The sequence below is a fragment of the Proteiniphilum sp. genome (assembly GCF_034331125.1).
Taxonomy (GTDB): domain Bacteria; phylum Bacteroidota; class Bacteroidia; order Bacteroidales; family Dysgonomonadaceae; genus Proteiniphilum; species Proteiniphilum saccharofermentans.
The window spans coordinates 26,330-48,828 of the sequence record NZ_JAXQGC010000040.1 but is presented as its reverse complement, the minus strand read 5'-3'; the positions used below and the strand labels follow the sequence as shown (position 1 = coordinate 48,828).

The 22,499-nt window shown below is 42.8% G+C and carries 17 protein-coding genes; 10 read left to right on the top strand and 7 right to left on the bottom strand.

Going from position 1 to position 22,499, the window contains the following annotated elements; all coding sequences use genetic code 11:
- Positions 1-3 precede the first annotated feature (3 nt).
- Complete coding sequence (locus U2P89_RS09595; protein ID WP_076930819.1) at positions 4-1,383, bottom strand: MFS transporter; 1,380 nt, start codon at positions 1,381-1,383, stop codon at positions 4-6.
- Between the two features lie 50 nt (positions 1,384-1,433).
- Positions 1,434-3,992 (bottom strand): beta-mannosidase, encoded by a 2,559-nt coding sequence (locus U2P89_RS09590; RefSeq protein ID WP_322191271.1) that lies wholly within the window; start codon positions 3,990-3,992, stop codon positions 1,434-1,436.
- A gap of 346 nt (positions 3,993-4,338) precedes the next feature.
- Between U2P89_RS09590 and U2P89_RS09585 the strand changes: the two genes are divergently transcribed.
- Positions 4,339-6,540, top strand: coding sequence for a RelA/SpoT family protein (locus U2P89_RS09585; RefSeq protein ID WP_091906831.1), 2,202 nt, complete (start codon positions 4,339-4,341; stop codon positions 6,538-6,540).
- Positions 6,541-6,614: 74 nt separating this feature from the next.
- Here U2P89_RS09585 and U2P89_RS09580 read toward each other — a convergent pair whose 3' ends face one another.
- On the bottom strand, positions 6,615-7,061 hold the full coding sequence (locus U2P89_RS09580) for a 2-amino-4-hydroxy-6-hydroxymethyldihydropteridine diphosphokinase (RefSeq protein ID WP_175456746.1): 447 nt from the start codon (positions 7,059-7,061) through the stop codon (positions 6,615-6,617).
- Between the two features lie 95 nt (positions 7,062-7,156).
- Here U2P89_RS09580 and U2P89_RS09575 point away from each other — a divergent pair, with 95 nt between their 5' ends.
- Positions 7,157-8,557 carry an NfeD family protein gene (locus U2P89_RS09575; protein WP_091906827.1) on the top strand — a complete coding sequence of 467 codons (1,401 nt, stop codon included), beginning with the start codon at positions 7,157-7,159 and terminating at the stop codon, positions 8,555-8,557.
- Positions 8,558-8,597: 40 nt separating this feature from the next.
- Here U2P89_RS09575 and U2P89_RS09570 read toward each other — a convergent pair whose 3' ends face one another.
- Entirely contained in the window at positions 8,598-9,041 is a 444-nt protein-coding gene (locus U2P89_RS09570) for an AraC family transcriptional regulator (protein WP_322191270.1), read from the bottom strand.
- Here U2P89_RS09570 and U2P89_RS09565 point away from each other — a divergent pair.
- Complete coding sequence (locus U2P89_RS09565; protein ID WP_092026490.1) at positions 8,960-9,529, top strand: hypothetical protein; 570 nt, start codon at positions 8,960-8,962, stop codon at positions 9,527-9,529. The two genes, U2P89_RS09570 and U2P89_RS09565, sit on opposite strands and share 82 nt — an antisense overlap.
- Positions 9,530-9,631: 102 nt before the next feature.
- On the opposite strand, the gene U2P89_RS09560 is transcribed toward U2P89_RS09565, so the two are convergent.
- Positions 9,632-9,916, bottom strand: coding sequence for a hypothetical protein (locus U2P89_RS09560; RefSeq protein ID WP_091910340.1), 285 nt, complete (start codon positions 9,914-9,916; stop codon positions 9,632-9,634).
- Positions 9,917-10,162: 246 nt separating this feature from the next.
- On the opposite strand from U2P89_RS09560, the gene U2P89_RS09555 reads away from it, so the two are divergent.
- Positions 10,163-10,900, top strand: coding sequence for a lysophospholipid acyltransferase family protein (locus U2P89_RS09555; protein WP_322191269.1), 738 nt, complete (start codon positions 10,163-10,165; stop codon positions 10,898-10,900).
- A gap of 455 nt (positions 10,901-11,355) precedes the next feature.
- Here U2P89_RS09555 and U2P89_RS09550 read toward each other — a convergent pair whose 3' ends face one another.
- On the bottom strand, positions 11,356-13,989 hold the full coding sequence (locus U2P89_RS09550; RefSeq protein WP_313381818.1) for a carboxypeptidase-like regulatory domain-containing protein: 2,634 nt from the start codon (positions 13,987-13,989) through the stop codon (positions 11,356-11,358).
- Entirely contained in the window at positions 13,986-14,912 is a 927-nt protein-coding gene (locus U2P89_RS09545; RefSeq protein WP_313381817.1) for a GLPGLI family protein, read from the bottom strand. Before U2P89_RS09545 ends, U2P89_RS09550 begins: the two co-directional genes overlap by 4 nt.
- Positions 14,913-15,359: 447 nt before the next feature.
- On the opposite strand from U2P89_RS09545, the gene U2P89_RS09540 reads away from it, so the two are divergent.
- From U2P89_RS09540 to U2P89_RS09515, 6 genes are all read left to right on the top strand, one after another.
- Positions 15,360-16,064, top strand: a complete 705-nt coding sequence (locus U2P89_RS09540; RefSeq protein ID WP_313381816.1) for an outer membrane beta-barrel protein — start codon at positions 15,360-15,362, stop codon at positions 16,062-16,064.
- Positions 16,065-16,145: 81 nt separating this feature from the next.
- Positions 16,146-16,673 carry a hypothetical protein gene (locus tag U2P89_RS09535; RefSeq protein ID WP_313381815.1) on the top strand — a complete coding sequence of 176 codons (528 nt, stop codon included), beginning with the start codon at positions 16,146-16,148 and terminating at the stop codon, positions 16,671-16,673.
- 145 nt (positions 16,674-16,818) lie between these two features.
- Positions 16,819-17,430 carry an outer membrane protein gene (locus tag U2P89_RS09530; RefSeq protein WP_313381814.1) on the top strand — a complete coding sequence of 204 codons (612 nt, stop codon included), beginning with the start codon at positions 16,819-16,821 and terminating at the stop codon, positions 17,428-17,430.
- 194 nt (positions 17,431-17,624) lie between these two features.
- Entirely contained in the window at positions 17,625-18,233 is a 609-nt protein-coding gene (locus U2P89_RS09525; RefSeq protein ID WP_322191268.1) for a hypothetical protein, read from the top strand.
- A 144-nt stretch (positions 18,234-18,377) separates the two neighbouring features.
- The gene (locus tag U2P89_RS09520) at positions 18,378-20,825 is read left to right on the top strand and encodes a TonB-dependent receptor (RefSeq protein WP_322191267.1); all 2,448 of its coding nucleotides are present in this window, start codon (positions 18,378-18,380) and stop codon (positions 20,823-20,825) included.
- Between the two features lie 17 nt (positions 20,826-20,842).
- Positions 20,843-21,991, top strand: coding sequence for a DUF4249 domain-containing protein (locus U2P89_RS09515; RefSeq protein ID WP_313382358.1), 1,149 nt, complete (start codon positions 20,843-20,845; stop codon positions 21,989-21,991).
- Positions 21,992-22,499: the final 508 nt, after the last annotated feature.

Below are 22,499 nucleotides of genomic sequence, written 5' to 3'. Positions count from 1 at the left end.
CTCTTATTCTTTTCTTTTCAAATTTCCCCGATTGAATGAGAAGTAGATACCCGGTAAGCCAATCAGGGTGAAAATAATAAATCCCCATCGCATGGCCTGCAGGAAAACAGGATTGGGTACTTCCTCAATAGAACGGCTGCCGAAGAGCAGGGAGAAGATCAGGGTGACAATACTCATGCTGATGATTTGTCCGAATACCCGCATGGAGGAAGCGAGCCCGGAGGCTTGCCCGTATTGCCGTCTCTCTACCGAACTCATAATGGTGTTCATATTGGGAGAGGAGAAGAGGGCAAAGCCGAGCCCCACCCATATCAGGATAGTGACGATGATCCAGATGGCTGTTGCGGGGCCAAGGAAGGCCAGCATACCTAATCCGGTAGTACACATGGCCATACCTGTAGTAGCAAAGTAGCGCGGTTGTATCTTATCGGACAATCTCCCCACGATAGGAGAGAAGAGGGCCATCATAGCCGGTTGCGCTACGATCACCGCTCCCGCATCACGTGGCGAGAGTCCCTGTACCTTTTGCAGGTATAGGCTGAGAAAGAAGACGATGGCAAAGGTAGAGGTATAATTGATGAGAGCCGAGAGGCTGGAATATGTAAAGAGACGATTATGGGAAAAGAGTTTCGTATCAAGCATCGGAGATGTAATCCGGCTTTCATATCTCCAGAAGAGGAGGAGCAGTATCACTGCCCCGCTCATTAAGCCCCAGCCCACAGCGGAGGGGATCAACGAGGAGCCATAGACCAATGCTGCAAGTCCCGTCATAAAAAGGAGGGTTCCTATTTTGTCTCTCCCTTTTGCCGGGACAGATTTATGCTTTTCACTCTTCAAGAAAAGATATGAGATAAGGATAGTGAGCAGACCGAAGAGGGCAGCGATCAGGAAGAGGGAGCGCCAGCCGATATGGAGAGTGATGAATCCTCCGATCAGCGGACCCAAAGCCAATCCGCCATAGACCGAAGCGACAGAGATACCGAGTACCTGCCCCCGTCGTTCCGCAGGGAATGATGATACCAGAATGGCTTGTCCTGTGGTACCGGTAAAAGCAGCACCTATACCTTGTAAAAAGCGGGCGGCAACTAACCAGTGACCGTCGGGAGCCACATAGCAGATACCTGAAGAGATGGTGAACAGTATCAATCCCAGTTTGAACAACCGACGGTTGTCACTCCGATCACCCCAACTCCCTGACGGCAACATGAAAAGAGCCATAGCCAGGATAAAAGCAGTGATGATCCAACTCAACTCAATGGCATTGAGGGCTAGATCCTTTTCAATGGTGGGTAGCGCGATATTGACTGCCGACACCAGAAAGGTACCCATAAAGGAGGTTACCGCCACTACCAATAATATTGAAAGATCTTCTCTTTTTCCCATTACGTTTGCTTTCGTATTCAAGATCTAAAATCGTTAAATTATCACATCAATTAATACGTTTCCCTTACATGCTTTACTGTAACAGGTGTTTTATTAGCAGCTTTTAGCTCAGGAGATGTGATGGTGATTGTTCTCTTTTCTCCCGGCAAGAGGTCGATGAAGTTATCGCTGAAGCGGGCACCCTGGATAGGTATCTCCACAAAGACGTCTTTCGCCAGTTTTTTGCTTGAAAGAGTCACCCTGTATTCTCCGTCGCGATATTGTACATTGGTTGTCACTTCTGTTTCCGGTAATTCCAGTTTGTTGGGCCAGTAGAAGAAATGATCTTTGGAAGAGATCACATTCCCTTTACTGTCGCTCAGGAAAGCATGTATCATTGTATGTGTCTTTTCTGCTTCACTTGCCAGTTCGGAGATATTGAATGTTTTGACGATCCGGCTGTCGTTGGCCTTGGCATTGACACGCTCAGTAAATTCTTTCCGTTTTCCGGTTGAGAAATCGATGACCTGTACGGTCAGTTTGAGGTCGTTGTGATCCTGCAGATAATCGGACATAGTATAATAATTCAGTTTACCATCCTTAGACTCAACTCCCAGGGCAAGGGGTGCCAACACATCCCGCATACGGTAGTGTTGTGCCTTCCAGTTGTTGTAGTAGTCGATACTCGACCAGGAAACCACAGGCCAGTCGTCGTTGATTTGCCAGTAAAGTGCACCCATACAATAGGGTCTTCCACGACGCATCGCTTCTACCGACTCTTCCATTCCGTTCCCCTGCATCACCAGTCCGATATAGACGAAATCTTCAAAGTTGGCCGGTTCAGGATAATACATATCCATATATTTTTTGATAAGCGAGTTGCCGGTCGATGCTTTCTGATGTACCGTCATCACCTCACTTTCTAGGCTCCATTGATCCTCGGGAGCAAAGGAACGGATAACTTTCATTTCGGGGAACGACTGAAAGCCGAATTCACTGGCAAAACGGGGCAACCGGTCTGCCATCCCTTCAAATGGTAGGTGTCCGTACCATAATCCCCAGTCGTGTGCGTCACTGGCAGCGAATTTCTCGGGATTACCCCAGTTGGAGTTATAAGGTGATCCGTGGATATAACTGCGTGTACCGTCAAGTTCATTTACTAATCCGGGAATCAGTTCACGGAATGTTTTGTCGTATCCTTTGAACCAGGCATCCATCACTTCGGCCGGATATTCTTTTTGCCAACCCCAGTGGTTAAGACCCTCTTCGATCTCATTGTTACCGCACCAGAAGGCGAGCGAAGCGTGGTTACGGAGGCGTTTGATATTATAAATCACCTCCTTCTGCACATTCGCCAGGAAAGTATCGTCTGAAGGATAGGGTACACAACCGAAGATAAAGTCCTGCCATACTAAAATACCCCTTTCGTCGGCCTGACGGTAGAATTCTTCGTTTTCATAGATACCGCCTCCCCATACGCGTACAAAATTCATATTGGCTGCGGTGATGTTGTCAAACAGCCTTTCGTAAAAACCTGTATCCTGTTGTGAAGTGAAGATTTCACCCGGAATATAGTTGGAACCCTTCGCAAAGATGGGGATACCATTTACTTCGAAATAGAAGGACTTGCCATGCTCATCCGGTTCCTGTACCATGCGGACGGAGCGTAAACCTGTCCGGACTGTCTTTTCGGCAATTTCCCGGTTGTCAGATACAACTTTCACCGTAAAATCGTAGAGATGTTGTTCTCCCCAATATACAGGCATCCATCTTTTGGGTTGGTTGATCTCTAAAGGTATGGATATCTTGTTTTTGCCGGGCTGTAAGGTGGCATTTTTCGATACAGGACTGCCTGCATTCTCCTGCAAACCATATTCGACGGTGATGACAGCTTCTATAGGTTTATTGGCAACGGAATAGATTTCTATCTGATTATCAATTTTGGCTGATTGCTCCGTTACAGAAGTCTGTTTTACATAAAAATCGTCGATATATGCCTTATTATAGAAACTGAGTGTGACAGGTTTCCATATACCCATCTGTACGATCCTTATACCCCAGTCCCATCCGAAATGGTAGGGTGCCTTACGATTATAGATACTCAGTTTCTCTTTCCGGTGGTCGTTTCCCGCCGGATAATCGTAACCGAAGGTTTCCCTTGCCGGCATCATCAGTTGTACCGGGGAGTAAAAACGGATATAAAGATGGTTTTCCCCCTCTTTGAGTAATTGCTTCACAGGTACCTTGTAACCCATGAACATATTTTCAGAACGTAGAATGCGTGAGCCGTTCAGGAATACGTCTGCATGGGTGTCCAACCCCTCGAAAAAGAGCTGTGCATCATCGTATTTCAGCTGGTTGGCTGTTACGGTGAAAGTTTTCCTGAAATCCCAGTTTTCATCTTCTACCCACTGCACCTTCTCTTCGTTGGTGCCATAAAAAGGATCGGGCAAGACATTATGCCGGATCAGATCACGTTGTACCGATCCGGGTATTTCTGCACTATGCCATTGGTTTTTATTCATTTGTGAGAATTCCCAACCATCATTCAAAGAGAGTGTCTCAACTTGTTGTGCAGATAAAATAAAGGGCATGGCAAGAAGAAATAGAAGAGATATAAATTTACGCATAAGAACAGGGGTAATTTTATGTTAAATATTTTGTAAATATAATGAAAGCCACGGGGTAAGCCAAGCTTGCTTAAGCTTATCCGAGGCGCATCTTATTATTCTGCAAATATACATGATAAAAATGAATTATTACACAGATACATAAAAATGGAGCGGTGGTGTATATTCGTTACTTATTGACCGTCAAAAAAGAAAGTCGAGTCCTTTTTTCATATCTTGTAGCTTATTAACTCCAATAAAAAGCAATATGAATATAACAATTTGTTCCTGAACTTTTATTAGACACTTCTATGATATTGGAAGAAAATTGTAAATTTGTAAGAGAAAAAGCGACTAAACAGAGAAGATGAGTGAGAACACCTTTATAACCCGCAGTGAATTCTTCCGGCTTTATGCCAGACTCTATTCCTTTCTCAGACAGGAATGGGATGTCAGGAAAGTGTCCGGGTTGAAAGAGTTGTTGTTGCACTCTTTCAAAAAGGCAGAAGGGCAACCCGACAGCGAGGCGTTATATCACCTTGTGTTGGCTATGCGTACGGCTGTCATTATTATTGACGAGATAGGATTGAAGCAGCCGGCAGTATGTGCAGTCTTACTTTTTCATACTGTAGTGGAGGGAGGACATTCTCCGGATAATATTGATCATTTAATTGATATTGAGGTTGATAGTATTCTTAAGGGATTGAAGAAAGTAAATCAATTCAGTGATAAGAAGAGCGCCGTAGAGTCGGAAAACTATATTAAATTGCTACTTTCTATCGCCGAAGATATCCGGGTGGTATTTATTATGATAGCGCAACAACTGCAGCGTATGCGTGATGCAAAGGAGAGGGAACCCTCACATAGGTTAGATCTTTCAGTGGAGTCTACCTATCTTTATGCTCCCCTTGCTCACCGGCTTGGTCTCTATGCTATAAAGTCGGAACTCGAAGACCTCTCCCTGAAATATACCGACCGGGAGCAATATGACTTTATTGCGCGTAAGCTGAATGAGACGAAACGTTCGCGTGACCGGTATATCAGCGAGTTTATCGGGCCGGTAAAGGAACGCCTGGATAAGACGGGATTGAAATATGATATCAAAGGACGTACCAAATCGATCCATTCCATACAGAACAAGCTCAAAAAACAGAAGATCGAATTCGAAAATATTTACGATCTGTTCGCCATCCGCGTTATCCTTGATGCTCCGCCCGAACAGGAAAAAGCCCAGTGCTGGCAGGTATATTCTATCATTACCGATATGTACCAGCCTAATCCCAAGCGGTTGAAAGATTGGCTTTCCATCCCTAAGAGCAATGGGTACGAATCGCTTCATATTACTGTGATGGGACCCGACGGAAGGTGGGTAGAAGTACAGATCCGGTCGAAACGGATGGATGAAATCGCCGAACGCGGATTGGCAGCCCATTGGAAATATAAAGGAGTGAAGGGTGAGACGGCGCTCGATAACTGGTTGAGTTCGCTGCGGGAGTCACTGGAAGACAGTGATGCCAACCTGAGCCAGAAGCTGACCGATTTCAAACTGGATCTGTATGACGAGGAGATATTTGTATTTACTCCGAAGGGAGATCTGTTTAAACTCCCTAAAGGGGCGACAGTCCTCGATTTTGCTTTCGCCATCCATTCTAACCTGGGTGCTGCCTGCGTATCGGGAAGGGTGAACGGGAAAAACGTACCCATCAGGCATGTCCTGAAAAGTGGCGACCAGGTAGCCGTTAACACTTCGTCGCACCAAACACCCAAGCAGGACTGGCTAAGCTTTGCAGTAACTTCGAAAGCACGGGCCAAAATACGCCAGTTACTGAAGGAGGAGGCCGGTAAGCAGGTGGATATCGCGAAGGAGACACTTTCCCGGCGGATGAGGAATCGGAAGATCGAGGTGGACGAATCGCGACTGATGCAATTGATCAAAAAACTCAGATACAAGACCGTTACCGAGTTTTATGTGGACATTGCTTCTGAGAAGATTGATGTAAACTGGGTGATAGACCGCTATTTGGAATTGGAAAATAAAGAATCTGAAAACCGGGAAAGTCATGCAACGGTGAGCGCCGGAGAGTTCACGCTAAAGACTCCTTCGCCCGAAATAAGCGGTTCCGATGAGTTGATCATCGACCAGAATCTGACAGGAGTGGATTATAAATTGGCTAAATGTTGTAATCCTATTTTTGGAGATGATATCTTCGGGTTTGTCTCTTCGCAGGGTATCAAGATACATCGTGTAAACTGTCCGAATGCACACGACCTCTTCTCCCGGTTCGGTTACCGCATATTGAAAGCCCGTTGGTCGGGTAAGACTAGCTCTTCCAGCTATACTATTGTATTGAGGGTGATAGGGAATGACCAGCTTAATATAGTGGCCAACCTCATGTCCATCATTTCGAAAGAGGAGGGTGTGCAGATGCGTTCTATCACCATTGATTCCAACGACGGCCTTTTTCAGGGAAATATCGCCGTGATGCTGGGAGATACTTCGATGCTCGACCAATTAATTAAAAAACTTAGGGCAGTGAAAGGGGTGAAATCCGTTTCCAGATTGAATTGAACCTACATATCCCGTAAAGATAAAAGAAATATCCCTTTTACGTTGTGGGACGGGGATTACCCCTGTGGATATGCTTAATCCTCTTCCTTTTCTGTGATTTCAGGATTTATTATGGTGTCAGGTTCGACCGTGCCTGGATTCGTAGCCTCAAGATCCGGCAGGGTAGGCAATAACTGTTGCACGTAATCCCGCTCATAGTCCTGTGGACGAAGGATACGGCCGTCATATTGAATGAGATCAATATCAATGATCATTCTACCTAAGTACTTATCTCTGGGAGTTCGTCCTACAGCCCGTTCCGTTTGTTTGATCTTGTCAATAACTTCTTCCGGTGACATCTCAGTATCGGCTTTTGCAAGGACATTCCGAAAAAGGTACGCATACTTGTCGTCTTCCGGTTCAGTCAGGATGGGCTCACTGAAAACAATATCAGGAAAAAGAAATGCAAGCATCCTTTTAGCTTTGTCGATATTGGTTTTGGCGAACGTATTTGATCCTATGCTTAGTAAAATTGTGCTCATACTGATAAATTGAAGTACAAATATAGACATTTTAAATTAAAATGAATAGTGAATCGCAAAATCTATTATCTTTGTTGTATTAAACCTTGTGAAAAATGAGAAAATTTCAAATCGTATTGTTCCTGCTTCTTCTGATCCTTTCTTTTGATCTTTCGGCTCAGGATGCCAAACCCATGATATACCGGATCAATGTAAAGGAGAATATAGGTAGTAATACATGGATATATCTCCAAAACGGACTTCATGAGGCAACCGGAAAAGATGCCGCCGCAGTGCTTTTACATATGAATACTTATGGAGGGAGCGTACTGGAGGCCGATTCTATGCGTACGGCTATTCTCAATGCTCCCCTCCCTGTATATGTTTTTATTGACAATAACGCCGCTTCCGCCGGTGCGCTTATCTCTATTGCCTGTGACAGTATTTTCATGCGCAGCAGCGGTTCTATCGGTGCTGCGACAGTGGTGGAAGGAGGGAGCGGTGAAAGGGCATCCGATAAACATCAGTCCTATATGCGCGGTATCATGCGTGCCACAGCCGAGAGTCATGGCCAGATTGTGACTGTTAACAATGGGGATACCATTAAAAAATGGAGACGTGATCCGAAAATTGCCGAGGCGATGGTAGATGAAAAGGTTGTGATACCCGGTTTTGCCGACTCTACACAGATACTCACCCTGACGGCCAGCCAGGCTAGGGAATTGGGCTATTGCGACGGTATCGCGGAAAGTGTGCATGAAGTGATCGTGACCCATCTGGGGTACAGCGACTACACTTTAGAGACCTATAATCCCTCTTTTTATGATAAGATCAGAGGTTTTCTTACCAACGGGATTGTACAGGCATTCCTCATCATGTTTATTATAGGAGGTATCTATTTTGAATTGCAGTCGCCCGGTGTAGGCTTCCCCACAGCTGCAGCCATTACGGCCGCAATCCTCTATTTCACGCCCCTTTATCTGACGGGGTATGCCCAGAACTGGGAAGTGTTGCTGTTTGTCCTGGGGCTAATCTTTATTGTCTTTGAAATATTTGTCGTCCCCGGTTTCGGAATAACCGGCATTCTGGGAATACTCTTTGTCTTTTCGGCATTGGTGCTCGCACTTATAGGTAATATACGGTTTAACTTTGAAGGATTACCCGCCATGGAAATGTTCAGGGCGCTGATGGTTGTCTTAGGTGGTACGGGTATGGGGCTGGTGCTTATTATTTACCTGTCGGGCCGGATCGGCAAGCCTGGCTTCCTGCAGTTCGCGGCATTGCATGCCGATCAGGAAGGATATGTGTCCGTATCGATGGAGCCGGTTTCCCTGGTGGGCAAGACCGGTGTGGCGGCTACTGATCTTCGTCCTTCGGGCATGGTGAATGTGGATGGGGATTTTTACGATGCCATCTCACTGAAAGGTTTCATTGATAAAGGAGATGAAGTGGTGGTGAGGCGGTATGAGAATTTTCAGTTGTATGTGGTCGGGAAAGGTGCAAAGGTGATAAGGTGATTTAAGTGGAAAAGTGGAAAGGTGTGTATCGTCCTGAAAATTATTCCTGTCTTTTCTTATCGCGGTATCGTATTCTGTATTCTTTCGGAGTAATTTCCATTTCCTTGACGAAGGTTTTAGAAAAGTGAAACGGGTCGTAATAGTTCAACCGGAAGGCGATCTCTTTTATCTTTAAATCCGAAAATTGGAGGTAAAAGCAGGAACGTTGTATTTTTAATTGATTGTAGTAGGCCATAGGAGAATAAGAGGTTCTTTGCATAAATAAGGTGTTTAAATGGGAACTGGAATAACCTACTGCACTTGCAATATTGTTAAGTGTTATTTTTTCCTCCAGATGCTCTTTCATGAATACAATACTTTTTTGGATTACATCGGTCTCCCTTACACTTTTAATCTCCTGGTATTGGGGAAGATATTTCAGCGAAGCAAAAAAATACATTAAGCAGAAGCTTATATACTCGAGATTATCGGGATTGTATCCCATTTCCAGATTCTGATAAATCTCTTTGTAACCTTCCCTATTTAGGGAAGGTTACAGTTCTTGAATCCGATAACAACTTCCTGCCTACGGGAGCCTATCTCAATGTTAAAAATAATCCGGGTTTCGATTTTCGGGAATTCAAGGTGATAGGTGAAAATATGAGTTTGAAAAAAGAAAAAATAAAGGGGTATAATTCATATTTCATATCGCGACGGAATGAGAATGAGAGAAACTTAAAAAGACTGGCTATTTTGAAAAGCGGAGATTCAGACATACGTGTGGAGGTGTTTTCAACAATGCCGGGAGTTATGATATACACAGGGGATTATCTTTCGGGCTCTTATCAGTCCTTATCGGGAGTATGCCTGGAGGCCCACTATTATCCCGACTCCCCTAACTGGCCTCATTTTTCCCAAGGTATTTATGCAGAGGGCGATACCTGGAGAGAAACCATTATGTATCGTATTGTTTGTCCTTCAGAATATCTTTAGGCTGACGCATATACTTAAACAAAACACCCCGAGGTTCTTACCCCAGGGTGTTCGTATTTTGTCGTAAACTTTGTATCTTGCTGTGAAACAGATGCCTTTTGGTTAGTTGTAAGCAGCTATTTCTTCGTCGGAATAAGCCATTCTCTTTGAGATGAAAAAGATAGCATAGGGGACGATTAATAGTATAATTGCCCAGAGAATATTACTTATCAAACCGCCTTTTTTCATGTTATTCACATAGATATGTCCCAGTAATCCTTCTATAACCAATACCAGTCCGATGATTAAATTGGTGTTATTGGTCCCGCCCGTCAAAAAGGGAATCACCAAAATAGCAACGCCTATGAGCATTACTAATATCCCGATGTTTCTCGCTAATTCTTTCATGTGTGTATAATAATTTATGTTTCTGATTTCGTAACGCAAATAAACACAAAATTCGACAAACAAGGAAATAATTTGAGATAAAAATTTTGTATTCAGCGAAAAAATGAACTTCAGAGATAAAAAACTACCTTTTTTATCTCTGAACAATGCACAAATTGTATATTTTTGTGAAAAAGTTTCCGTTGATGCAGATGAGATGACCGGAACGTAGGTATCGTTTCTGAAGACTGATCGCAATAAAACTGAATGGTGGTGAAAAAAATACTTGTTTTTTTGTATCAATGGCTCATATTTGTGCCGATTTTTATTGTACTCACACTTATAACGGCTTTGACTGTAATGGTGATGGCTCCTGTTTTCGGGAATAAGTTTTGGGGTTATTACCCTCCGAAGTGGTGGTCGAGGCTGACCTGCTGGTTAGCTTTATGTAGAGTGAAGACGAGAGGGCATGAGAACCTCGATTCCGCTCAGTCGTATATTTTTGTACCTAATCATCAAAGTGCATTTGATATTTTCTTAGTGTATGGTTTCCTGAATCAGAATATCAAATGGATGCAAAAAGAGAGCTTACGCAAAATACCGTTCGTGGGATTTGCATCTGAAAAAGCCGGACATGTTTTTGTGGACAACACGAACCCGAAAGCGCGGGCGGCTTCGCTTGAAAAGGCCAAGGAGCAGATAGTGGATGGGGTTTCTATGGTGATCTTTCCGGAAGGGGCGCGTACAAGGAGTGGTAAATTAGGCCGTTTTAAGCGGGGTGCCTATTATCTGGCCCATGATATGAATTTGCCCGTAGTACCGTTGACCATAAATGGTGCTTACAATGTACTGAAGAGGGAAGGTTTTCGCCTCAGGCCCGGAAAGATGGAACTTGTGATCCATCGGCCTATACCCACCGGATCACTTATGGAGGCTGAGATACCCGGATTGATCGAGGAGACGAGGGATATTATCTATTCTGCGTTATGGGAAAAATACAAATAATAAGGAGCGGTTCTTTCTGTAATCTCCTTTTTCCTTTTCCAGTGAACTAAATAATATATCAGGATTTAAGAATCTCCGGTTGGGTTTAGTTGAGTATTTATCTGGAAAGTTGTGGTGAATTTATACCGGTGCTAAAGATTGGCAGAATTGTTTGGGCCTATATATAAAAAGAAATGGTTGTCTCACGACAACCAATCTTCATTGTTAACCTTAAATCTAATACCATGAAAAACACGTTGCAAAAATAAGGCGTTGATTCCGTTTCTCCAAACAATCCGACAGGAAATATTGGCCTTTTAATTTTATTTAGTATTTTCAAGCCTACTCTTGTAACTAAAAGAATATTGGTTGATCTTTGTTTACATATTTTCGGGAATTGTTTTGTTTTTAGTCGTAAATATGGATGGTAATGACGAATGGGTAACCCTGTATTATTTACAGTATTCGTATATTATTTACAGTATTTTGAACCTTACCCTTAACAACACTTCCACCGGACGTAATTCATATACTGTATAATAGCTGCTGATAGCGCTATAAGAATAGGTCACGAATTGCCGGGTGTTGAAAATATTTGTCCAGTCGAGCATCCAGTCCACGTTCTTCATCCTGTACCGTGCTCCCAGGTTTCCGAACCAGGATGAACGGGCCGAGGACTCGATCATATTATTATAATAGTGGTTGACCGAAGCGGTCAGGGTAAACCCTTTTGCGGGGATCAACGACAGAGCGATGTCCTGTGTGAAATCATTTACCGGTGACATTTCGTTATCTCTGATTTTGGTCCGATTATGCCGGTAGGAGGCAGCGTACTTTACGATCATCCATCGACCGATATCGGTCGTGATACGCGGTGAGAGGGAATAGCCGGTTGAACTGTAACCGGAGATTACTCCCTGGTGGAGGGTTACTGATTGATTGCGGTCATAACCGGTGCTGAATCTCACTTCGGAGTTGATTGCATCGATGCTTTTACCGATGGAGTAACCTGCACCCCAATTATGTGAGGTGTGGGGATGAATAGTGCCTATGCTGCTACTCAGGATATCGTTGTATTCAACATCGTAAAGCATATTACGCCATGTGTTGTTGTAGAACAAACGCAGAGATGTAAAGAGGGTGGTGAACGGGTTCTTATAATTGAAGTTTACGTTTGCCAATGTGCGGCTGTTTTTCGACAACAATCCGTCGCTGCGGTTCAAACTGCGGTAGGTATTCAGTATATATCCCCTGTAATCTTCATTCACCGAACCGATATGGTTGGAAAAGGAAATATTGGAAAAGATAGTCAGTCTGGTACTGAATGGATATTGGATCCACAAGTAGGGTGAAACGAGCAGATGTCCTCTCTTTTGCCTTGTCTGTCTTATCTCGTCTTCCCTGTTTAGGAACAGGTAGTCCAGAGGAAAGGAAAAGTTCAATTGGAGACCTGACGGAGGCCTGTACCCGAATGACGGAGAGAAATTGAGTTTAGCTTCCGTACGGCTGATATTGTTTTGCAGGGTATCTGCAACAACCGGCGTATGGATGGTGCCCGAAAGCAGACCCGACTCCATCCTGTAATGCAGAAAAGAGGCTCCGGTAGTGTACCCGAAGCTAAACCATTGCAGGTCCTTATGTCCGGATACGCTGGCCGAGGCATTGAACCGGTCGAAAGAAATATCCTGCCGGATACGCGGGTCGGGATTCTTCAACTCTTCGAACAATACGGGTAAGACATCCAGCGAATGATGCTGGGTGGTATATGCTATGTTTGCCTTTATCCGGTTTCGCCGGGAGTTATTCCGCCGCAGGTAGTCGAAGTTGTTTTCAATATGGAAGGAGGGGAGTTGCAGGAACTGTGCCACCGGTTCACTCCCCGCAATATTGCCTTTATGGGTATTCCATGAAGAGCGGACATTGAGATTGTTGTTCAGGAAATAGTTGTCAGTATTGCCTTCGAGGGTGACCGACCCTTCCAGTTCCCGTTTCAACAGGCGTGCATCCATATCCTCCGTTATCTGTAGCGTATCGGAAGGTGTTAAAAAGATATCCTGCTGTGAGAAGCTGCTGCTTTTCTGTTTATCGTGCAGGAAGTTTATGTTGGTGGTGAGTATAAGATCTTTCTTGATTCCTCTCAAATCGTTCAGCGATACCAGGTGGGCTTCGTTGAAAAGATAGTGCTGTTCCCTGATGGAAGGCGGGGCAGGGGCAATTACCGATAAGAGGTTGGAGGGTCTGCTTCCGAAATGGTCGTAATAGGAAGTCAACTCTTTGCTGATATCCCTTCCGGTATTGTCGCCCTTATATACCAGCATATTCTGTTGCGAGCGGGTGAAGCGCATGCCTACTGCTTCGTTGCTGAGCAGGATGGGCGGGAGGCCTGTTCCCAGTTGTGCCGTGGCAAAGAAAGCACCCATGGCCGACTGTTTCAGTTTCAGATTGATGGCGGCATTTTCAGGAATTTCCATCCCCTTAAGCGCCTTGATGGGCTGGTGGTTCTCGAGTATCTGCACCGAAGCCACTTTGGACGCATCTACGTTTTGGGTAGCCAGGCCGTATTTGCCCTGAAGCAAGTCGAGTCCCTCGATATAGAATTTGCTGATCTCCTTGTTCTGGTAAAGTATCTGTCCCGAGGAGAGCACCTGCACACCGGGTAGTTTTTCCAACACGTCGCCGATACTGCGGTCGGTCTCATCCATGAAACCGGCCACGTCGTAATGGATGGTATCGCCCAACTGGCGTATTTTGGGTGCTTTCACGACCACCTCTTTCAGTTCCATTGTCTTCTCGGTAACCAGAAATTCAATCATTGCAACATCACTCTTTATGTTCTTTGACTGCTGTTCGATGGTCATGGCCGATACGGTCACCGTGACCGAGTCGGGGAAGTTGTTGCGTTTCAGGATGAATGTGCCGTCTTCTGCCGTCATGGTATAGGCCAGGATGGAGGAAGAACCCACAGGGTGTATCGTGACCGTGGCCGAAACAACCGGTTTGCGGTTTTGTGAATCGAGCACCCTTCCTTTGATCTCCTGTTGGGCAAACGAAGAGAAACAGCTACAGATCAGCAGGAAGATCAGTAAATAATGCCTTGTCACATTCATCATTCGCTCAATTCCAAATCATTATATTCCACAGGATTCCTTTTCCTCAATATAGTCATCGTTCCATTATCCATATAACTGAGCGATATGTCTTTCAGTTTCGACCTTCTGTAATCGTTAACCTGTTTCAGGGTTTTGGCTTCTTCAAAGTCTCTGTCGGACGGAAACCGGATAGGAACGTCTTTTATCTGCTCTATTCCAATCGCCTGAAAGCGAAATAATCCATCCTCCGTTTTTGCATCCAGGATCGCTCCGGGCAGACCGTATAACTTCCATGGCCCCTCGTTGACCGGTATTTCTGGTGAAAACCATGCCGTATAATTACGTCCCCGGAATGGGACTGTAGCTTTGTAACAAAGGTAACCCATTATGGAAATAGTATCTTCCGATATTTGCCAATCCATTGGAGGTATTTGTTCTTTTAATCGGAGATATATACCTTTACCCGCTCCGGTGAATGGACCTTTATCTATGGTAATAATTGTATTGTCAGATCGGTTCTTAAATATTCGTGCATCTTCACCTTTCCGGTCATTCATAATTTCGGGTTTTCGGTTCATGGCTTCAAAACGCTCAAAAATTTCATTATCGGGATCTTTCAATACATTCACCGATTTAAGTGTTTGTATTAATTTCTGATCTTTTACTTTGGCGACAGAATCTCTCTGCTCTTTGTTCCAATCATAATAAACCGACCAGTTTTGTGCAATATCCAGCGCCATCGTATCGGTTACTAAAATTTTTTCCTTCTCTTTTGTTGCCTGCTGATCGAACACATAAATAATACGGAGAAAAGCCTTATCCAATTCTTCCTGTTGCGGAGGATCAACATGATTATTTTTTGCCGGTTGCATAGCGTTAAGATTTCCGGTTGTCAAAAGAAAGAAAAATATTATACATCCGGTAACTACTGTTTTGTTTCGCATAATTTGTTTTGTTTTGAAGTTTATGCCGGTAAAGTAACTAAATATTTTCGTTGTAAAACTAATATTTCTAGTTAAAAGATGGTGCTTTTCTGAATCTCACGTTTCAATACCGTGTCACGACAAACGAATTTGATCTTAATAAATTGAAAATAATACAATATAAACTGTTTGTATTTATTCATTATTATTTTTGTAAAGTAAGATTTACTTACACTGTATAGCAGACAGATAAATTATTTTTTTAAATTCTATTATTTTTCTGAGATATATAATTAAGATTGAAAAAAATATTTTATATTTGCAGCGCTTCATATGAATTATTTTTATATGATCCGATATCATGAGAAATATTCTTATTTCGAAGATACTTTCCCTTGAGGATGCGAAATAGTAGCACTTTAGCAAAACGAAAGAAATACACACTTTACTTTAATTATTATCATTTTTATGAAACAAATCTATTTTATTGCATTTGCAGCCGCTGTTATGTGCATGCTGGCTGTATTGCCTGCTATTGCCCAGCAGGAAACTTCGTATGAAGTGGAATATGTATCTCCGCAGATTTACAAGGATTTCCGATTTTCGATTGGAGGTGGTTACGCTTTTCGTCTGGGAGAAGTAGAAAAAACGGGCGACCCTAAGCTTGATGACCTAAACAAGCAGTTGCAACACGGATTTACCGTTGATGCGGATGCGCAATACTTTTTTAAGGAGGGTTGGGGATTGGGACTTAATGCGAATTATTGTTCATCACCCACATCCGGGGACAATGTTACTATTCCCGATGTGGGAAATGTTAACCGTTACAAGGAGTCTCAAAATGCATTATTTGTAGGCCCGTCATTCGCAGGTCGCATTGAGTCTTCAAAGTTCCTGCTGGTATCTTCAATTGCTCTTGGCCCCTTGTTCTATATGGACAGGATGAATCTCGACGGCACAAAGATCAATGCCAGTCAGACCACTTTCGGAATTAATGCCGGGGTTGCCGGGGAGTATAAGTTGAATGCCAAAACCGGGCTTGGGTTGAAACTTTCCTATACTCTTGGAAACATCAGTTCGGTCAATATAGCAGGACAAAACGTAAAATATGATGAGCCGGTAAGTATTTCTAACATAATGATTACAGCTTTCCTGAGTTTCAGGACATGGTAAGCAGTGTCTAAATTATTGGCATGACATTTGTCGATTTGGATCTGTATTAATAAACCTTTATAACAAACAATTTATCACTTTATGAAAACAAATGAATTTATTTTTCTGGCAATTCTTCTTACCGGTATAATTCTTTTGCCGGGTTGTGGTAGTACCAAAGGGTATCAGGGAACGAAAATGGAGTCTACAGACCTTGCCCGTATACATCAGGGCGATCATAAATTGAGAATCAAGGGGAAGAAGACTTCCGAGTCGGCCCTTCTTGTGAAAGTGGATACGGTTTCGGTAGGCAGTTATATGAAAGGTTTCCCGAAACATACCGATGTGTTACCGGGTGAGCGAACGGTGGAGATACGCCACTTCCAGCAGTGGAAAGATAAAGCTGCCATGTCGGGGGCAATGTTCGGATTAATCGGTGCATCCATTGCGGAATCGAATAATCCACATATGCATTACAAACTCGTATTCACGGCAGAAAAGGGGAAAGAGTACACTATCTTACCCATGACGGATGAGACTACCGAAAAGCCGCTGTTTTACGTAATTGATGCCGCAGCCAATGACACCATTCATCCACGCGTTATCCAAATAGAGAAGAAGAAAAAGTGAAGGTGGTGGATTATAAACAGATATCAATGATTTATAGAGGATTGAATTAGTGTTTAATTATATATATTTTATTCATTATAAATAATTTAACTAAATAAACCCGCGAACAGTTTCAACTATTGCTTCGCATAAATATCACAATTCTATGAAACAAAAATTTTTTATCGTATCAGTACTGTTTTGTCTTTTCTCATTTACTATGTCTGCACAAACAGAAAAAGGTAAATTTTCCATTTCAGGCCGCTCGTCAATGGAAGGAGCTTATTTTTCTAATCGTGTATATGGTGCTAATATCGACATCAGTGATAGGGAGGCAATGGATTTGGACGGATATTCAATTACAATTACCCCCAGTATAGGGTATTTTGTGATTGATAATTTATCGGTCGGTGGTCAGGCTTCATTTTCGATTACCGATGGCGATTATCAAAGTAAAACGTCTCAATTTATTCTGATGCCAACGGTAGCCTATTACATCCCAACAAGAAAACCGGTTCGTCCGTTTGCAGCTCTCGGTGCAGGATATGCAAATGTATCGTTGGAAATGGCTATGCAGGGAGCGCAAGCCGAGAGTATGTCATTCGGTGGTTTTACATGGGCTGGGGGATTAGGAGCAGCATTCTTTGTCAGCAATAATATTTCTATCGATTTGATGGCAGAATATGCAGAAGTGAGTGCACGGTATTCAACGGATTCTTCCTACAAATACTCAACAAAAGGTTTGGGTGGATCAGTAGGGCTTTCTGTTTATTTCTGATCCCTGAACCCTTCATCTGATTCCAGCTTTTACTGAGTTTTGAAAAACTAAATCTTAAAAACGGATACTGATGGTAATTTTTTTACAATCTTTATCCGTTTTTTCCTCTAAAACACCTAACTGTTGAATAGTTACGCAACTTGTAATGTAATGCCCGTAAGGTTCTAAAACCGAATCAAATTAAAACATTCTCGATGAATGCAAGTTATCTGTGTGATAAAATAATGAATATGAGATTATTTTATTTAATATTGACTGCTTTTTTATTATTTGCCAGGGTTAATGCTGACATTGCTCCCAACCCGATTGTTGTTAAAGGAATTTATACAAATGACAGTTGTAAAATCCAGATGACTGAAGAATATGTTTATGCTGACTTATTTAATGATTCAGCCAAAGTATCATGTACTTTAGAATTACTAAACCTTGGGGATAGCACTACTATCCAGATAGGTTTTCCGGTAATGAATTTTCAATACTGGTCTATGGGTGACTATTCTGATGATGATAAATCGCATTTCAGGATTTTTGTTGACAATAAAATGCTCACAGAAGATGATATTGGTGTACCTTCAGAGTTAGAAAGTATTTACAATACTTATATGTACATATATTATATTGAGAAAGAATACCAGCGGAAAATGGATAGCATATATTCAGCAAATAATGTGACTATAGAAGAGAATGTATTTTTTGAATATTCTTCAAATTCCTCATATCAAGCAACCCGGGCGGCTTTGGAGGACTTGTTTAAATGGAGAGAGAAAAGCAGCAACTGTACTTTAGCCCGGTTTGGTTTGTGACAAAATGGATAGCGTTCGCTATATTGCTCGCAGTTGTTTTTAATATATTAACAATGTCGGGTGAGGGGATTTTTGCCGGTTCCGCATCTTATAAACATATCACATAAAAAAATCAATATTGAGTATTGCTTGTTATTTAATTTTATGAAAAAACAAACCACACTTTACCTGATGCTGCTGTATATGATCGCTCATCCGGTATTTGCACAACGTTACACCATCAGCGGATACATTACTGACAAGGTAAACGGAGAAACCCTCATTTCCGCTACTGTTTTCGACTCGAACTCAGCTAAAGGAGCAGTAACCAATAACTTTGGCTATTATTCGCTGACACTACCGGTAGGGAAGGTAACCCTCGAATATTCTTATATCGGGTACCGGACATTAAAACAGGAATTTCATCTGCAGGGCGACACGGTGTTGAACATCCAATTGGATCTGGATAACATGCTGGAGGAAGTGACGGTCATCGGCAACCGCTCCGAAACAGGCGTCAAAGGATCGCAGATGAGTACCGTGGAAGTCCCTATCGAACAGATAAAAAACATCCCGACCCTCCTTGGTGAAAACGACCTGATCAAAGCCTTGCAACTGCTGCCGGGGGTGCAATCGGGTACCGAAGGCTCGGCGGGATTGTATGTCCGGGGAGGCGGGCCGGATGAAAACCTGCTCCTGCTGGACGGCGTGCCGCTGTATAATGTAAATCACATGCTCGGTTTCTTTTCGGTATTCAACAGCGATGCACTGAAAAACGTGACCCTGTACAAAGGCAGTTTTCCCGCACGGTTCGGTGGACGGCTCTCCTCCGTGGTAGACGTCCGGATGAAAGACGGCGACGATAAAAAAATTCGAGGTACGGCAAGCATCGGGCTGATCTCATCCAAATTACAGTTGGAAGGCCCCATCATAAAAGAGAAAACCACGTTCAACGTATCACTGCGGAGAACCTACATCGATGTGCTGGCGCAACCGATCATCAAAATGGCACAAGATAATGAAAACGGAGGGGTGAATAGTGCAGGATATTTTTTTTACGACATAAACGCCAAGTTCACACACAAGTTATCGGATAAAGACAAGCTATACCTGAGTACTTATTTCGGAGATGACGCAATTTATCTGAAAGCCCAAGACAGATATTCTTACGGTGATAATCTGGAAACCAAAGATCATACGAAACTCGACTGGGATTGGGGAAACGCCATTGCCGCCCTCCGCTGGAACCGTATCCTGAACAATAAATTGTTTATGAATACTACCGCTTCATTCACCCGTTACCGGTCGGCATTAGGCAGTGGCTACGAAAGCGAAACCCGTTACCCTTCTAATCCTGACAGATCCCAAGAGAAAGAAGAAACGCGGCTCACCTATAATTCCGGAATACAGGACTGGACGATGAAAACTGATTTTGATTTCACGCCGAACGTCAATCACGACGTCAAATTCGGGGCTGCTTATACGTACCATACGTTTGCACCCGATGTGATCTCACTGAAGGTTAAGGATACCGGCCAAACAGAGCAAGATATCGATACTGTGGCCGGTAGCCCCAAAGTATATGCGCATGAGACGGCGGCTTACCTGGAAGATAATATTTCGATCGGAAGGATGTTGAAAGTAAATTTGGGAGTGCATTTTTCCTCATTCCATGTGCAGAACAGCAACTACTTTTCCTTGCAGCCGCGTGCAGGATTGAGGGTGCTGCTTACCGACAACTTGTCGTTGAAAGCCGGCTATGCATCCATGAACCAGTACATCCATATGCTTTCCAACAATACCATCAGTATGCCGACGGACTTGTGGGTGCCGGCCACTTCAAAGATCAAACCGATGAAATCCCACCAATATGCGATAGGTGCATTCTATTCGCTTCAGCATATCGCCGATTTTTCGGTAGAAGGCTATTATAAGACAATGGACAATCTACTCGAGTATAAGGATGGCGCTTCGTTCATGGGGGCTTCTACAAATTGGGAAGATAAGGTGAGTATGGGACGTGGCATCGCTTATGGTATAGAGTTCCTTGCTCAGCGGTCATTCGGAAATACAACCGGATGGATAGGTTATACCTGGTCGAAATCCGACAGGATCTTCGACCGCCCGGGGAACACTATCAACAACGGGAAACGGTTTCCTGCAAAGTACGACAGAAGGCACGACATCAGCATTACCGGCACGCATAAGTTCTCGGAAAAGATAGATGTCTCGGCGTCGTGGGTGTTCAGCACGGGGAATGCTGCAACCTTCGCCTTCCATGAATATCAGGCCGCTAATTCTCCTACCTATAGGAATAAATACTATTTCCCTGAAACCTATTCCTATGTGGAGGCACGGAACAATTTTAGGTATAGTAATTACCATCGGCTGGATCTGGGAGTGAATTTCCACAAAAAGACCAAACGGGGAAACCTGCGCACATGGAATGTCAGCATTTACAACGTGTACAACCATCTGAATCCTTTCTATGTATATGTCTGGGATGAAACCTCCGTGAATCATGAGACGGGTGAACGGAAAACAAAAAATGTTTTGCGGCAGGCCACGCTCTTTCCCATTATCCCTTCGGTAAGCTATACAATTAAATTCTAAGATTAATTTTTAAGACAATGAAACGAGTATATAAATCATTTACCCCTATGTTGATTATTAAAAGCGAGTTGCCTCCAGTTAATACTTTTAAGGAAGTCGGCAATTTCGCTTCATTCAATTGTCATACGACACGAAATATATATCCCCTGTTACTATTCATCCTCGTAGTAGGTTGTTTTATATCCTGCGAAAAAGATATTGAATTCAAAGGTACCGTCACCGATCCTATGCTGGTGGTGAATAGTATATTTACTCCTGATTCGGTTGTTTCCGTACATCTGTCCCAAAGCCGTTTCGTCCTCGGGGAAATGGCCCCGTTCAACCCTATTTCCAATGCAACAGTATCTGTATTTGTAAACGACGATCTGAAAGAACAACTCTCGCATAGTGAAAAAGGAATATACAGAGGAACCTACTTGCCAAAGCCGGATGAGAATATAAAGATTGAAGTTATTGCCGAGGGATTCAACAGGGCTACATCTCAGACCCGAATTCCGAAAAAGCCCGGTATCGTGATCAATGATTCGACAGTGACTGTCCGGGAAGAGGAATACAGAAATCCCTACCAACCCAATACCGTAACTAAAACTACATCCCGTAATATGCAGGTACAATTGAAATTGACTGATATGCCCAACGAAGAAAATTATTATTTTATAAAAGCCTCACAGTATTTCTCAGATAATGGCATGTTAATCACAGAAAGAACAATGGAACTGAAACTCAGTGAAGTATTAAAGAACAATATTACAGATAACGGTAATATCTTTCAGGATATTTTCGGTGATGAGGGAGAGTCGGACAGGACAGATAACCTTTTTTCGGATTTGTTTGTGGATGGAAAAGATATCATATTCGATTTCTCATTTTATGATATCCTGGAATCTGTTACTTATGTCAATGGAGAGAAAATAAATGATGGGAGCAGTTCCCGGGGAGAGTTAACAGTGGAATATATCATAGAAATAGGTGAAATTTCAAAGGATATGTACCAGTATCTTATTTCAGGCAATAAAGCCTTGAATGCCGAAGATTATGGTCCATTTACCGAACCGGTAATGATACATACAAATATTGAAAACGGCGTTGGTATTCTCGGCGCATACAGTACTTACCGATTCTCTTCTCGCTTTAAATCAAATTATTTACCGTATTATTTTCCGTAATAGAATTTATTTATCTTTGTGATTGACACGCACACTCTACTGAATACTCCTGATTAATAGGTAAAACTACTATGAGACAATCCAATAAAAAATTATATCAAGATGAATACAGACCTTTATTCTTTTAAAAGAAAACGGTACATTTATACAGTAAACGAATTTAAGTTTACAGCCTGAAAACTTGATAAATTGAATCATTTTAGTGTCAGGATGTTAGTGATACGGAAATGAACCGGACTATTTTCCAATTTATTGATTTTGGCTTAAACCGGAAAGGTGTTTTTTGCAGTAGGAAGATGTATAAAAAGATGGAACAAATATTCTCGGATATTAAAATAGAAGACCTTAAAATACCGTATACGGCAGTGACGAGGGAGTGGAAGCCACTCGAAAAGTATTACAATTGATTGAAGATTGAGAATGATTTTTTTCTCAATTGAATACGAAATAAACTCTCTTTGATTGGAGAAAGTAATAAGTTGTTTTTTTACTTTTATAATGAAAAAAC